Annotated in this window: 1 protein-coding gene; it reads right to left on the bottom strand. The window is 45.5% G+C overall.

The annotated features are described in order from the left end of the window. On the bottom strand, window positions 1-387 hold a 387-nt coding region (locus tag LKK83_RS16595), incomplete at both ends, for a reverse transcriptase N-terminal domain-containing protein (RefSeq protein ID WP_324632343.1).

Below are 387 nucleotides of genomic sequence, written 5' to 3'. Positions count from 1 at the left end.
GCTGACCTCCCTGGCCTAAATCCGTATGAGTCTGCCTCAAATCGAGCTTCCCATTGCGGTTTTAGTGCCAGTTTAACCAAGGCTTGTTCGGCTCTATCCTTTATCGTCGGAATCCCTAAAGGACGCTTTTCATCGCGACCTGACTTAGGAATCCATATTCTACGTAAGGCACGGGCTTTGGAATCTTTCCCAAGTTTTTGAGTTAAGTCAAACCGTTGTTTAGGACTAAGAGATTTTACTCCATCTACCCCGGCTGTCTTTTTCCCTTGATTGTCTTGGGTTGCTTTCCGTACCGCTAAGAGCTTTGCGTAATAGGACTTACTTAGGAGTCTTTGAAGATGCCTTGCTTTCTTGGACTGTCCAGACCGTTCAGCTTTGTAAATTGAT

Origin of the sequence: Phormidium sp. CCY1219, from assembly GCF_035615515.1 — a bacterium.
GTDB lineage: Bacteria > Cyanobacteriota > Cyanobacteriia > Cyanobacteriales > Laspinemataceae > CCY1219.
This window is presented reverse-complemented; position numbering and strand designations above follow the sequence as displayed.